The 12,130-nt window shown below is 55.9% G+C and carries 14 protein-coding genes; 4 read left to right on the forward strand and 10 right to left on the reverse strand.

Annotated features, from left to right (window positions below; translation table 11 throughout):
- Positions 1 to 54: 54 nt before the first annotated feature.
- Both fghA and ACRBB0_RS00495 read right to left on the reverse strand, forming a co-directional pair.
- Complete coding sequence (fghA, locus tag ACRBB0_RS00490) at positions 55 to 888, reverse strand: S-formylglutathione hydrolase (RefSeq protein WP_431372421.1); 834 nt, start codon at positions 886 to 888, stop codon at positions 55 to 57.
- A 44-nt stretch (positions 889 to 932) separates the two neighbouring features.
- The gene (locus ACRBB0_RS00495; RefSeq protein WP_431372422.1) at positions 933 to 1,547 is read right to left on the reverse strand and encodes a TetR/AcrR family transcriptional regulator; all 615 of its coding nucleotides are present in this window, start codon (positions 1,545 to 1,547) and stop codon (positions 933 to 935) included.
- A gap of 378 nt (positions 1,548 to 1,925) precedes the next feature.
- On the opposite strand from ACRBB0_RS00495, the gene mbfA reads away from it, so the two are divergent.
- Positions 1,926 to 2,897, forward strand: coding sequence for an iron exporter MbfA (mbfA, locus tag ACRBB0_RS00500; protein WP_431372423.1), 972 nt, complete (start codon positions 1,926 to 1,928; stop codon positions 2,895 to 2,897).
- On the opposite strand, the gene ACRBB0_RS00505 is transcribed toward mbfA, so the two are convergent.
- The 8 genes from ACRBB0_RS00505 to ACRBB0_RS00540 all read right to left on the reverse strand — a co-directional run bounded on the left by ACRBB0_RS00505 (position 2,837) and on the right by ACRBB0_RS00540 (position 10,479).
- The gene (locus ACRBB0_RS00505) at positions 2,837 to 3,796 is read right to left on the reverse strand and encodes a LysR family transcriptional regulator (protein WP_431372424.1); all 960 of its coding nucleotides are present in this window, start codon (positions 3,794 to 3,796) and stop codon (positions 2,837 to 2,839) included. The genes mbfA and ACRBB0_RS00505 overlap by 61 nt on opposite strands.
- Positions 3,797 to 3,897: 101 nt before the next feature.
- Positions 3,898 to 4,371 carry an Hsp20 family protein gene (locus ACRBB0_RS00510; protein ID WP_431372425.1) on the reverse strand — a complete coding sequence of 158 codons (474 nt, stop codon included), beginning with the start codon at positions 4,369 to 4,371 and terminating at the stop codon, positions 3,898 to 3,900.
- A gap of 132 nt (positions 4,372 to 4,503) precedes the next feature.
- Positions 4,504 to 5,310, reverse strand: a complete 807-nt coding sequence (locus ACRBB0_RS00515; RefSeq protein ID WP_431372426.1) for a trypsin-like serine peptidase — start codon at positions 5,308 to 5,310, stop codon at positions 4,504 to 4,506.
- Positions 5,307 to 6,038, reverse strand: coding sequence for a trypsin-like serine peptidase (locus ACRBB0_RS00520; RefSeq protein ID WP_431372427.1), 732 nt, complete (start codon positions 6,036 to 6,038; stop codon positions 5,307 to 5,309). Before ACRBB0_RS00520 ends, ACRBB0_RS00515 begins: the two co-directional genes overlap by 4 nt.
- A 179-nt stretch (positions 6,039 to 6,217) precedes the next feature.
- The gene (gene glcF / locus ACRBB0_RS00525) at positions 6,218 to 7,501 is read right to left on the reverse strand and encodes a glycolate oxidase subunit GlcF (RefSeq protein ID WP_431372428.1); all 1,284 of its coding nucleotides are present in this window, start codon (positions 7,499 to 7,501) and stop codon (positions 6,218 to 6,220) included.
- 1 nt (position 7,502) lies between these two features.
- The gene (locus tag ACRBB0_RS00530) at positions 7,503 to 7,850 is read right to left on the reverse strand and encodes a hypothetical protein (RefSeq protein WP_431372429.1); all 348 of its coding nucleotides are present in this window, start codon (positions 7,848 to 7,850) and stop codon (positions 7,503 to 7,505) included.
- Positions 7,850 to 8,980: an FAD-binding protein gene (locus ACRBB0_RS00535; RefSeq protein ID WP_431372430.1), complete on the reverse strand. Its 1,131-nt coding sequence runs from the start codon at positions 8,978 to 8,980 to the stop codon at positions 7,850 to 7,852. Before ACRBB0_RS00535 ends, ACRBB0_RS00530 begins: the two co-directional genes overlap by 1 nt.
- A gap of 50 nt (positions 8,981 to 9,030) precedes the next feature.
- Positions 9,031 to 10,479 (reverse strand): FAD-linked oxidase C-terminal domain-containing protein, encoded by a 1,449-nt coding sequence (locus ACRBB0_RS00540; RefSeq protein ID WP_431372431.1) that lies wholly within the window; start codon positions 10,477 to 10,479, stop codon positions 9,031 to 9,033.
- Positions 10,480 to 10,598: 119 nt separating this feature from the next.
- On the opposite strand from ACRBB0_RS00540, the gene ACRBB0_RS00545 reads away from it, so the two are divergent.
- From ACRBB0_RS00545 to ACRBB0_RS00555, 3 genes are read left to right on the forward strand one after another with little or no spacing between them, the layout of a single operon-like run.
- The gene (locus tag ACRBB0_RS00545) at positions 10,599 to 11,009 is read left to right on the forward strand and encodes a CopD family protein (protein WP_431372432.1); all 411 of its coding nucleotides are present in this window, start codon (positions 10,599 to 10,601) and stop codon (positions 11,007 to 11,009) included.
- Positions 11,010 to 11,720: a DUF599 domain-containing protein gene (locus ACRBB0_RS00550; protein WP_431372433.1), complete on the forward strand. Its 711-nt coding sequence runs from the start codon at positions 11,010 to 11,012 to the stop codon at positions 11,718 to 11,720.
- A 35-nt stretch (positions 11,721 to 11,755) separates the two neighbouring features.
- On the forward strand, positions 11,756 to 12,130 hold the full coding sequence (locus tag ACRBB0_RS00555; protein WP_431372434.1) for a hypothetical protein: 375 nt from the start codon (positions 11,756 to 11,758) through the stop codon (positions 12,128 to 12,130).

Consider the following 12,130-nt stretch of genomic DNA (forward strand, 5'->3'; position numbering starts at 1 on the left):
TCCGGTAACGCGGCAAGGCCAGAGACACATGCCGCGCTACATAGCTAGGTTGGGTTAGTCGGCGTAAAGGGCGTTGGCGTGAAACGTCACGTGGTCTTCCATGAAGGTTGAGACGAAGAAGTAACTGTGATCATAGCCTTTTTGCATCCGAAAGGTGCCGTCCTGGCGGCGGGCAGCCATGGCAGCACTCAGCGCTTCGGGCTTGAGCAGATCTAGAAATTGATCATCGCAGCCTTGGTCGATCAACACCGGGCCATCAAAGCCGACGGCCTGCATCTGCAAGGTTGCGTCGTGTGGGGCCCATTTGGCTTCGTCGTCGCCCAGATATGCGGTCAGCTGTTTGCGTCCCCAGTCGCTGGCGCTTGGATGTGTGATCGGTGAAAACGCCGAAACAGACCGGAAGCGCCCTGGCAGGCCCATGGCCAATGTCAGCGCACCATGTCCGCCCATGGAATGCCCGGTGATGGCCTGACGTTCCATATCAACGGCAAAGTTCTTGCCGATCAGGGCGGGCAGCTCTTCAGCCACATAATCCCACATACGAAAGTGCGGGGCCCATGGTGCTTGGGTCGCATTCACATAAAACCCCGCCCCTTGGCCAAGGTCGTAAGCGTCATCATTCGCGATCTCGTCGCCGCGTGGTGATGTGTCGGGAAAGACCAACGCGATGCCTTCTTCGGCCGCCCATGCCTGTGCACCGGCTTTGACCATCGCGTTTTCATGTGTGCAGGTCAGGCCCGACAGATACCAAAGCACCGGAACCGCCCCCATTTGTGCGGCATCCGGTAGGAATAAACCAAAGGTCATATCGCATCCGCAGGCTTCGGAGGCATGGCTGTAAACGCCCTGCACCCCACCAAAACACCGATTTTCCGAAATTGTCTGCATGCACGCTCTCCAAGGCAGATCAAGGCCTCAAAAAGAGAGGCCTGTTATGCGCCGTAACGTGCCATGAAGGTTTCGACAGCGCCATCCACAATCCGCGAAATTTCTTCATCGCTGACAGAGGATTGGATGCCAAACATGAGGCGGGGGTGCAGGTCGGCTTTGCACAGCTCGGCAAATTGATCCGCAGCAAGCGCCATGTCGTCTATTTTAAGCTCGCCGCGGGCAAGCGCGGCAGAGAGGTATTCAATGACAGCGTGGCGCATAACCATTGGGCCGCTTTGATAAAACTCGCGGCCGATTTCTGGAAAGCGGTCGGATTCTGCGACGCAGATGCGAAACATGCGTTGGCCCATATCCGAAAACAAAAAGGTCAAAAACATGCGACCGGCCTGGCCCAACACGATGCGAGGCGGGGCGCTTAGGTCCATGGTCATCAGTGCATCATTAGCTTGCGCACGGCATTGAGCCGAGGCGACTTCCATAAAGAGCAACCGTTTGTCAGGGAAGTAACTGTATAGGGTGGCCTTGGACACGCCCGCTTGGCGGGCAATATCATCGACGCTAGCACCTTCAAAGCCGTCGCGCAGGAACACCTCGCGCGCACCGCTAAGCACCTGATCGAATTTGCGCCCTTTGCGGACGCCGGTATCAGCAGTCATGTTTTTTCCCTACACTCACCGCCCCTTTATAGAGGCGGCAGTTTACTCGCGGCAAGGAAGCAAGTGTTACTCGCAAACAATATCACCAGTTGCGAGATTTGAGCATCCTTGGGTCACGTCACCCGACGGGGCAGGGAACGAAAGGTCGGGCAAGGATATGGTTGGGAAAGCCAAAGCTGCTGCGCTGGTGGATAAAACGAGGAGGGCGGCAAGAGCAACGGAACGCATTGTAGATATCCTTCTAAACTACTTCGTTTAGTTATCTAAACCGAGTCGTTCAGTTTCGCAAGTGAAAACTGAACTGTATGGTTTAGTTTTCTGCATTGCAGCCATGCCATTTTTGATTACATTAGAGTCATTCTAAACAGGGGCCCGAATATGCGATTTTTGACCCAACGCCGTCGGTTTGATGATCTGTCAGAACAAGAGGTCTTGGCTCTGGCGATTTCGTCCGAGGAAGATGATGCCAGAATTTACCGGAGTTACGCGGAACGCCTGCGCGTTGATTATCCTGATACCGCGCAGGTTTTTGACGGGATGGCAGTCGAAGAAGACAACCATCGCGCATCGTTGATTGGGTTGCATCAGGCACGGTTCGGAGAGGTTATCCCTTTGATTAGAAGGGAACATGTGGCGGGTTACTATGCGCGCCGCCCGGTTTGGCTGGTGGAGAACCTGAGCCTTGAGCGTATCCGCGAAGAGGCCGCCGCGATGGAGCGAGACGCTGAGCGGTTTTACCTCGCGGCGGCTGCGCGCAGCAGTGATGCGAGCACTCGCAAGTTACTGGGAGATCTCGCCGCCGCCGAGGCCGGGCACCAAAATGCGGCTGAGCAAATGACCGGCAACATGCCTGCGGAGGGTGTTGAAGAGGAAGATGCCACGGCCAAACGTCAGTTTTTGCTGACATGGGTTCAGCCGGGTCTGGCCGGACTCATGGATGGCTCTGTCTCGACTCTTGCTCCGATCTTTGCGACCGCTTTTGCAACGCAAGACACCTGGACAACTTTCCTTGTTGGGCTCGCAGCCTCTGTTGGTGCCGGGATTTCCATGGGTTTTACTGAAGCGGCGTCGGATGACGGGCAATTGTCTGGTCGTGGCTCGCCGATTAAACGCGGTTTCGCGTCGGGGATCATGACCACGCTTGGTGGACTGGGTCACGCGCTACCCTATCTGATCCCAGATTTTTGGACTGCGACTTCGTTGGCGTTCATCATTGTTTTTGTTGAGCTCTGGGCCATTGCCTGGATCCAAAACAAATTCATGGACACCCCGTTTTGGCGGGCTGCATTTCAAGTTGTACTTGGCGGGGCCTTGGTTTTTGCGGCAGGGGCTTTGATTGGCTCGGGGTAATCGCCGCGGATAATCTGCGGGACCAGCTCTTTCAGCACGTCCCAAACCAGACGAACCCGAGGATTGGTGCGCAATTCGCGATGCGCAACAAGCCAAACCGGGAACTCAAATTCCGGCTCGCTCGGCAAAACCCGCTCTAAACCGGGCAGGTTATCCCCCATCGAACACGAGGCGATGCCGATACCAAGGCCGGCCCGCGCCAGTTCCAAATGCGTGTGATGCGAGGCGGAGCGGGTTGGGAAATTGGCGTTTGTCAGAGGAATGCCAAATTGCTGCAGAGCGGGAACAAAGGATTCGAAATCGCCAAAGCCAATGAATTCGGCCTGTCCCAAATCCGCCAAACAGGTCACTGGCCCAAGCTGTTTCAAATAGGATGGGGCCGCGAAAAACGTACCGGTATCTGTGGCAAGAAGTTTGCCAATAAGATCGGGATCTTCGGGGCGGGTGTTGCGAATGGCGATATCAGCTTCGCGGCGTTTGAGATCACTGATTTCATTTGAGGCCACAACTTCGATTGTGATGTTGGGGGCAATATCGCGGAGGTGTCGCACGATGGGGGGCAGCACCCACACCGAATAGAGCTCGGTTGCCGATATGGCGACATGGCCAGCGATCTCTTCGGATTGTCCAGTTGCGGTCAGCGAAATTTCTTGCGCCGCTTGCCCCATGGCGCGGGCATGAACCAGAAGGTTTTTCCCCGCTTCGGTCAACTCTAACCCTCGGCCCACCCGCTCAAACAAGGTGACGCCAAGTTCTTCCTCGAGTCCGGCCACCTGACGACCCAGTGTTGGCTGAGCCATGCCAAGTGCCCGCGCTGCGGCAGACAATGAGCCCTCTTCGGCGGTGACCAAAAAGGCCCGCGCACGGTTCCAATCAAAATTAACTGATCTCCAATCCATGCGTTCATGCATAGATCAGCCATGCAAACAGTCAATGACAAACAAAATGGCCCCGGCAGGAGGAGATGCCAGGGCCATCGAACAACAGGGGGAAACGGGGGTTAGTTTACCGCCTGCGTGTCAACAAAGTCTTTGTCCACCGGGGTGGTCTTGGGAGTCGAAATCGCAATCCGACGCGGTTTGAGCGCTTCGGGGATTTCGCGGGCCAGATCGATGTGCAACATGCCATCTTCGTGGCTGGCACTCACGACGCGGACATGATCCGCGAGATGAAAACTGCGCTCAAATGCCCGTGTGGCGATGCCGCGATGCAAATAGGCCTTGGCCTTGTCGGAATCCGCTTTGCGACCGGTCACGACCAATGAGTGTTCTTTGACCTCAATGGCCAAATCCTGATCGGAAAATCCGGCGACGGCAAGCGAAATACGATATGCGTCATCAGCAGTTTTTTCAATGTTATAAGGAGGGTAGCCTTGCTGCGGTGTGTCGTTGGCGAGAACGCGGTCCATCATATCGGCAATCTGGTCAAAACCGATTGAAGCACGGTGCAGGGGGGCAAAATCAAAATGTCGCATGGAATCCTCCGTTGAGCGATCCTTGTTGGCACCTTCCCATTTGGGACAGGCGATTGTTTAGGTTCGAGGCCCAGCGTTAGGCACCCCGATGACAATCAGATGGGAACGGAAAAACCGGGTTTCAAGAGGGGATTAAGGTTTGAGGAAACGCGCGCCACCGGCGGAGCGTTCGCCAACAGAAATCCTCCTGGCCCCTTTGGTGGGCTTCGGGCGCGAGGCGTCATTGCGAAGCTCAGCCATCAGTTCCTTGACCATGCCAGAGGCAAGGACACCCAAAGCTTCTTTCTTGCCGTCGCGGTCCTTGCTCATGGCGGATACCACGGCCAAAATGCGTAACCGCCCGTCGTTGCGTACAAAAACCGGGGCGCCCGATGTGCCAAAGGTCACGTTGCAATCCATGCCGAGTATACCGCGAGAATAGGTGTTCGTGACCTTGCATTTAGCCTGTCGTGACAGGACCTCATCACGTCCTTGGCCATAAGACACAACACTGACGATGCTGCCCGGCGTGGCGTTGGTTTGCAGTTTAAAAGGGTCCGCCTCGGCGCTAACGATAAAGCGGTCAAGCTTGAGGAGTGCGACATCCTTTGAGATTTGGTCGGCTCCAAATTGCACAGATTTATTGGGCTTATAGCCTTCGGCGACAACCAGTTTGGTCACCCGGCGAACGGCGATTGCTTTGCCATGATGGTACCCGGCTTTAAAACGCATCGAGCTGGCAGAACGCAGCCGACCTTTTTCGTTAAACACGCAATGTGCGGCCGTTAGAACAACGTCGCGGGCAATGAGAGTGCCGGTGCAATATGACCCGCCTCCCAAGTCTACCCGGCCGACACCTTCCCACCCGAGCAATTCCCCGCGCCGATCCATAACATCAAAGGCAAAAGCAGCCGGGGCACATGTGAGCAAAAAGAGAACAATCGTTAAAAACTGTTTCATGGTTTTATAAATTTGGCTCCTATGTCTCGGCGACTGCCAGCGGCCATGGGGGTTACGCCGACGCCCTTTTCGCCAGAGTTTTCCAGCTCGGCCATTAAGGTCCCGAGTGATTCATTCAATGGAGCGGTCAAGGAGACGGGTTTGCCGTTGGCCTGCGCTTTGGCGGATACGACCGACACGATGCGCGGGGTGCCGGTGTCATCAAAGGAGAAAACCGGGGAGCCCGAGGCCCCAAACTCAACGGCACAGGACAAGATCAACATGCCGTCTTGCTGTGACATGACTTGGCATAGTTCTTGAAATGATGGCGCTTCGGAACGGTTATGCGCGTATGAAACCACGCCAACCTGCGCGCCATTCTCGGGGCGGGTGTCGGTTTCGAAAGGGTCGATGGTGGTGTTGCGAATAGGATGTTGCAGTTCGATCAGAGCAAGATCATTGCGCACCCGCGACGTATTTGACGATCCGGTGTAGTCATAGTCGGGCAACGGGACGGCCTTGCGAACATGGCGGTAGGCTGAGGCCCGGCCATATCGCCACCCGGCGAGAAACTGAATTTCTTTGACCGGGACACGGGTGCCTTCGACTGGGTCATACAGGCAATGGGCCGCTGTCAAAACTAAGGATGGTGAGATGAGCGCGCCCGTGCAAAACGCCTCACCCGAGATTTCGAGTCGGCCAACGGCCTCCCATTTACGGCCGTCTTGGAAGGTGTTTATGGAGAACAATCCCTCTGCTACCGCAGAGTTCCCCCACAAAATCAGACAGATCGTTAAAAAAGCGCGCAATGTTGATCCCCGTTTTGCCAGTACCTACCCAAAGGTTGCGGCAAAATTAGGGCAAAATGAGCATTCCGCCGAACCGTGATTTCCGAAAACGAGATTTTCGTCCGAACTGTGGCATTTGTCTACCGCAGGGCTGGGGGCTTGGGCCCTCCGGTCGCCCAATCCAAAAGCTCAACCGTGTGGACAATCGGTGTGTCGGTCCCGGAGCCAATTTGCATCATGCACCCGATATTGCCAGCCGCGATGACGTCGGGTTGCTTGGCTTCAAGGGTTCGTACCTTTCGCTCCTTGAGCTGCCCGGAAATCTCTGGCTGCATCAGGTTATAGGTGCCAGCCGACCCACAGCACAGATGGCTGTCGCTTGGCTCAACCACCTCAAAACCCACACGTTTCAAGAGATCCTTGGGGTAGGTCTTGATTTGCTGTCCATGCTGAAGCGAGCACGCTGCGTGGTAGGCGACTTTCATCCCCTTCGCCGGACCTTCAGGTAGGTCAAGCTTCATCAAAACTTCGCTGATATCCATCGTGATGTCAGAGACGGCCTTGGCCCCATCGGCCAAGCCATCGTTGCGAAACATAAAGCCGTAGTCCTTGACCGTGGTGCCGCAACCGCTTGTGTTGATCACAATCGCATCAAGGCCATCGCTGGCCATTTCGGCCCCCCAGGCATTGATATTAGCCGCCGCCGCTGCGTGGCTTTGATCTTCTTTGCCCATATGATGTGTAAGCGCACCGCAACACCCGGCCCCCTTGGCGACCACTACCTCGCACCCCAGTCGGGTCAACAATCGGATAGTGGCATCGTTAATGTCAGTGTTCAGCGCTTTTTGCGCGCAGCCCGTCATGAGCGCGACCCGCATTTTGCGCGGACGCTCGGCGGCGAAGCTCTGAGGGTCGTCATTGCGGCTCACGGGGGGGATGTTCTTTGGCGCCATGTCGAGCATCGCCCGCAGTCGGGCATCAGGCATCAAAAATGCAAATGGACGTCCGATTTTCGCCCCCAAGAGCGCCAGTCGAAACCGTGTGGGATACGGCAGGATCTTGGCCAATACCCAACGCAACAGCCGATCAGACATCGGTCTTTTGTAGGTCTTTTCGATATAGGCACGGGCATGATCAACCAGATGCATGTAGTGCACGCCAGACGGGCAAGTGGTCATACAGGCAAGGCAGCTCAGACAACGGTCAATATGCTGGACTGTCTTCTCATCCGGCACACGTTCGTTTTCGAGCATATCCTTGATCAAATAGATACGGCCCCGCGGGCTATCCAATTCGTCACCCAAAACCTGATAGGTCGGGCAGGTGGCGGTACAAAAACCGCAATGCACACAGCTGCGAAGAATTTCATTGGCACGTTCTGTGGCCGGGTCTTTGAGCTGTTCATCAGTAAAGGTTGTTTGCATGTCATGCCATCATTTGTGCCGTGGCCAATCCGAACCAGGGCAAAGTGGTCGCCATCAAGGCAATAAAGGTGATCCAGCGCCGCATCCGCGGATCTGAGAAGGGCCGCAACAAAGCCAACCCTACCATGCCAACCCCAAGAACCCAGGCCAACCACATGGCGATAAGCGGGAGAAAGGGATTGCTGTCTGCGGTATTTTGGAAGTGGACCGCTGCCCAAATCGCAGCACCAATTAACAAACCAATCACGGCCATGGTCCCAAGGCGCGGGGGCAGCCTAAGCAACCACGCACAAAGCGCGGGTCCCACAACAAAGGTAACAGCAAAAGCAATGATCGTGTTCACATCCATCAGGCCATAATCCCAGAGTTCAGTATTCCCTTGGGATCGAACTTGGCGCGCAAAGATGTGGAAAGCGTTGCCAGGGCGGCGGGTTCTGGTTGAAATGTTGCGATCGTTGGGTCTGTCGCGCCAGAGCGCATCAGGGTGGCATGGCCGCCAAATGCGCCCAAAACTGCGCGAAGATCGCGCCCTTCGGGCATCAAAGCCCAGATCAAGCCACCCCCCCAGTCATACAGCACCGATTTTGCATTCAAGCGGCTCACAAGATCGGGCCCATCCGAGGGTTTGCAACTGATGCGCCAGACATCGCCGGATTGCCCGTGCATCATTTCAACATCACGCACCCAGCGCCAGCCGGCTTGCAAACGTTCGGGGTCGCGTTCGACTGACACATCAAATGTGCCAAACATGTCACGCAGCTTTTCAGTGCGATAACTGACCGAGCCATCAAACCCTTCGATCCGCAGCATCGTAACGGGCAGGCCATCGACGCCAACCGGCGCATGTGCGGCCCCGGTGATTTCAAAGGGGGAGCTTAGGGCTTGTGACATCGCGGCAACGGCCTCGGCATCTGACAGCCCATTGATCAAAATACAGGCCGAGGTTTCGGGCGTGGGTTGGGTTTTCAGGCTGACTTCGGACAAAACACCGAGCGTGCCCCAGCTTCCGCTCAGCAGTTTGACCAGATCATAGCCGGTGACATTCTTCATCACCCGACCACCGTTTTTCAGAACCGTGCCCGCGCCATCGACGAACCGAACCCCAAGAGCAAAATCGCGGCACGCCCCGCACTGTATACGGCGTGGGCCACTGCTATTGCTGGCAACAACGCCGCCAATGGTTGATTGGCCAGAGGTGCCCAACAGACCACGCAAGTCTTGCGGCTCAAAAGCCAAACGCTGGCGTTCGGCCAACAGGGTGTCTTGAATCTGCTGCAAAGGCGTGCCCGCCTGCGCGACCAGGGTCAATGCGCCGGGGTCGTATAATGTGATGCCCGCCATTTGCGACATCTCAACCAAATCATGCGCAACAACTTGGCCAACCGGTCGTGTCCCGCCGCCTTGAATGCGCAACGGGGCGTCTGCGGCGTGAATACATTCGGCCAATTCTGCTTCGGTTTGCGGTGAATATGTCGTCATTTTAACAGGTTAACTCCGGGGAATGCATTTCAGTGCAGGCGGGGTGGCCATTACTCCGCCGCGATCGCGCGGGTTCGTCGCGATTCTGACGCGGCGAGCGGGAAAACTTTGGCCGGATTCAGCAGCCATTTCGGGTCAAACACGTCTTTGACCGCCATCTGAACCTCAAGGTCTTCGGGGGTGAATTGATCCACCATCAGATCGCGCTTTTCGATGCCGACCCCGTGCTCTCCGGTCAGACAGCCTCCGACTTCGACGCATAAACGCAGCACGTCGGCCCCCATCTGTTCACACAATTCCAGATCACCGGGTTTGTTCGCGTCGAACATGATCAGAGGGTGCATATTGCCGTCGCCTGCGTGAAAAACATTGCCAACCCGCAAGCCATATTTATTGGACAGTTCCGAAATTCCTGTCAAAACGCGCGGCAATTCCGACACCGGGATGGTCCCATCAAGGCACATGTAATCTGCGACTTGTCCCACAGCCCCAAAGGCGGATTTGCGGCCCAGCCAGATGCGGGTTGCATCGTCGGCATCTTGGGCCTCGCGCAGTTCAATAGGGTTATGCCGTCGGGCAATGTCGAGGATCAGGGCCAGTTGTTCGTCGATTTCGGCATCTGCACCTTCGACTTCGATAATCAACAGAGCCTCGCAATCGGGATATCCTGCTTTGGCGAAATTTTCGGCCAATTCCAAAATCGGACGGTCCATGAATTCGATGGCCACCGGCAAGACACCGGCCTTGATAATGTCGCTGACACATTCACCGGCGACCTGATTGCTGTCAAACGCCATGAGAACCGGTCGGGCACCTTCGGGTTTGCGCAAAATACGCAGAGTGGCTTCGGTCACAACACCAAGCTGCCCTTCAGAGCCGCAAATCAGCCCGAGCAGGTCAAGCCCACCGGAATCAAGATGCGCGCCCCCGATTTCAACCACAGTGCCATCCATCTGAACCATCGTGACGCCCAGCAGATTGTTGGTGGTGACACCGTATTTCAGACAATGCGCCCCGCCGGAATTCATCGCAATATTACCAGCGATGGCGCAGGCCAGCTGCGATGACGGATCGGGTGCATAGAAGAAGTCGTTCTCTTCGACAGCGCCTGTTACCGAAAGATTGGTGCGTCCAGTTTGAACCCGAATGAACCGATTGTCATAGTCGGTTTCCAGCACATCGTTCATCCGCGCAACGCCCAAAATGACACAGTCCGCAGTGGGCAATGCCCCACCCGCCAACGAAGTCCCTGAGCCGCGCGGCACCACGGGTACGCCCATCTCGTGGCATATTTTCAAAACTGCGCTGACCTCTTGGGTATTGGCTGGCAGCACCGCGACCAAGGGGGCACAGCGATAGGCGGTCAGGGCGTCGCATTCGTAGGCGCGGGTCTCGGCTTCGTCCGAGATCACGGCTCGGTCCGGCAAAACCGACTGTAATCGGGCGACGATTTGGGCTTTGCGTGCTAGGACAGAGCCATCTGGTTCGGGCATTTGCATGGGGCACCTCGCGATAATTGGTAAACTAATATAACCAAAATTCCAAAATTGCGAGAGGAAACTTGTCGCAACCTGACTCTGACCTTGCACTTTACACCTGAGATAGGTCAGTTGCGCCCATGGAATGGGTGAAAATCATACACTTGCTTTGCGTCATGGGATGGATGACGTCGATCTTTGCTGTGCCGCGTGCGCTGATCTATTGGAAGCGTGAATGGGATCGGTTGGGCGAATTTGGTCCGCTGGGCGATTTGACCATACGGCTGTATCGCTTTTCGGCTGGGCTTGGTGTGATCGCATTGATCACCGGGCTTTGGATGGCGCATGACATTGGTTGGCCTGCTTGGGTGTATCTGAAATTGACGCTGGTGGCCGCTTTGGCGGGTCACTACATCTGGACTGGGCGTTTGGTATTGCGTGCGCGCAAAGGCGTGTTCACCGAATCCGAGATGTTTTTGCGGATATTCAACGAAGTCAGCGTCTTTGGAGCCATCGCCATTCTTTGGGCCGTTGTGGTTAAGCCGTTCTAAATGGGGTGGAACACGGTCATTGATGCGCTTGAACCGCTTGATCTTGGCGCTGTCGGGCTTTTTCTGGCCTTATGGCTTAGCCTAAGCTGGCTCATCGAAAACCCGCCAAAGAATCGCCCATCGACGTCAAAACTGATGTCTGAGTATCGCCGTCTGTGGCTTCGTGAATTTGTCACCCGTGACCCGCGCATTTTCGACAGCCAGATCGTCAGTAGCTTGCGACAAGGCACCGCGTTTTTTGCCTCGGCCAGCATGATCGCGATTGGAGGCGGTTTTGCTTTGCTGGGCAATGCAGACAGATTGCGCGGCGTTGCCCAAGACCTCACCGCCAGCGCCGATCCGGTGGTCGTTTGGGAACTTAAGCTGATCTTGATGTTGGTGATGGCGGCAAATGCGTTTTTAAAGTTCGTCTGGTCGCATCGGTTGTTTGGCTATTGTTCGGTTTTGATGGCGGCTGTCCCCAATGACCCATCTGACCCAGTCGCTATGCCGCGCGCTGTGAAGGCCGCCGAAATCAATATCACGGCGGCCAAGGCCTATAACCGTGGGCTGCGTTCGGTCTATTTTGGCATCGCATCTGCCGCGTGGCTTGGGGGGGCGATTCCCCTATTGATTGCCACGTTTTTCACGCTGTTGGTCATCATCCGCCGCGAGTTTGCCTCCCATTCCCGCGAAGTTTTGCTCAATAGCAGTGATCACACGCCCTCGTGACTTTGCGGGATAGGCTGGCCTGTTAAGTTGCGCGCATGAAACACGCGATTCCCTTTTTGTTTGCTGCCGGAGCAGCCTGGGCGGATGCCCCGGTTGTCACAGAGGCCACCACCGATGGTGCAGGCCGCTTTTCGGTGACTCTGACCCATCCAGACACTGGCTGGGATCATTATGCAGACGGGTGGCGTATCGAAGATGCCACGGGCAAGGTGCTTGGCTTGCGCGTTCTTGCCCATCCGCATGTGACGGAACAGCCGTTTACCCGCAGCCTGTCTGGCGTCGATATTCCGGCCGGTACAAAACTCGGTACAAAACTCGGTACAAAACCCGGAACAAAAACGGTGTTTATCCGCGCGCGCTGTTTGGTTGATGGGTGGTCTGATGAGGTTTTTGAGCTGCGGCTCGACTAA

The organism is Pelagimonas sp. (assembly GCF_050633425.1).
Classification (GTDB): domain Bacteria; phylum Pseudomonadota; class Alphaproteobacteria; order Rhodobacterales; family Rhodobacteraceae; genus Pelagimonas.

What these genes read in the sequence shown, in the direction of transcription:
- fghA (WP_431372421.1), bottom strand. Translation starts at nt 888, where the DNA reads ATGCAGACAATTTCGGAAAATCGGTGTTTTGGTGGGGTGCAGGGCGTT.
- ACRBB0_RS00495 (WP_431372422.1), bottom strand. Translation starts at nt 1,547, where the DNA reads ATGACTGCTGATACCGGCGTCCGCAAAGGGCGCAAATTCGATCAGGTG.
- mbfA (WP_431372423.1), top strand. Translation starts at nt 1,926, where the DNA reads ATGCGATTTTTGACCCAACGCCGTCGGTTTGATGATCTGTCAGAACAA.
- ACRBB0_RS00505 (WP_431372424.1), bottom strand. Translation starts at nt 3,796, where the DNA reads ATGGATTGGAGATCAGTTAATTTTGATTGGAACCGTGCGCGGGCCTTT.
- ACRBB0_RS00510 (WP_431372425.1), bottom strand. Translation starts at nt 4,371, where the DNA reads ATGCGACATTTTGATTTTGCCCCCCTGCACCGTGCTTCAATCGGTTTT.
- ACRBB0_RS00515 (WP_431372426.1), bottom strand. Translation starts at nt 5,310, where the DNA reads ATGAAACAGTTTTTAACGATTGTTCTCTTTTTGCTCACATGTGCCCCG.
- glcF (WP_431372428.1), bottom strand. Translation starts at nt 7,501, where the DNA reads ATGCAAACAACCTTTACTGATGAACAGCTCAAAGACCCGGCCACAGAA.
- ACRBB0_RS00530 (WP_431372429.1), bottom strand. Translation starts at nt 7,850, where the DNA reads ATGGATGTGAACACGATCATTGCTTTTGCTGTTACCTTTGTTGTGGGA.
- ACRBB0_RS00535 (WP_431372430.1), bottom strand. Translation starts at nt 8,980, where the DNA reads ATGACGACATATTCACCGCAAACCGAAGCAGAATTGGCCGAATGTATT.
- ACRBB0_RS00540 (WP_431372431.1), bottom strand. Translation starts at nt 10,479, where the DNA reads ATGCAAATGCCCGAACCAGATGGCTCTGTCCTAGCACGCAAAGCCCAA.
- ACRBB0_RS00545 (WP_431372432.1), top strand. Translation starts at nt 10,599, where the DNA reads ATGGAATGGGTGAAAATCATACACTTGCTTTGCGTCATGGGATGGATG.
- ACRBB0_RS00550 (WP_431372433.1), top strand. Translation starts at nt 11,010, where the DNA reads ATGGGGTGGAACACGGTCATTGATGCGCTTGAACCGCTTGATCTTGGC.
- ACRBB0_RS00555 (WP_431372434.1), top strand. Translation starts at nt 11,756, where the DNA reads ATGAAACACGCGATTCCCTTTTTGTTTGCTGCCGGAGCAGCCTGGGCG.